General features: G+C 72.0%; 1 pseudogene. It reads right to left on the bottom strand.

Features of this window, described 5'->3' with window-relative positions:
* A pseudogene (locus SB717_RS38835) lies at nt 1-243 on the bottom strand (single-stranded-DNA-specific exonuclease RecJ); the annotation flags it as partial.

The following is a 243-nucleotide window of genomic DNA, read 5'->3' as shown; positions in this document are numbered from 1 at the left end:
GGACCGTCCCACCCGGCCACCCGCATTGATTCGCGGCCCGATCAGGAAGCCGGCATGATAGACGCTGGCCTCGCCATCCACGCCGGCCGCGTCGGCCAGGGCTTTCAGCCCCGGCTGCTGCCAGCCGCTCATGGCGCGCAGCCCCTGGGCCACGAGGGCGCGATTGAGGCCCTCCAGCGCGACGACGTCGCAGATCGTGCCCAGCGCCGCCAGATCGATCCATTGCAGCAGGTCGGGCTCGCC

The sequence above is a fragment of the Priestia sp. SIMBA_032 genome (genome assembly GCF_046535215.1).
GTDB lineage: Bacteria > Bacillota > Bacilli > Bacillales > Bacillaceae_H > Priestia > Priestia aryabhattai.
The sequence above is the reverse complement of the archived record's forward strand: the minus strand, read 5'-3'. Positions and strand labels throughout refer to the sequence as shown.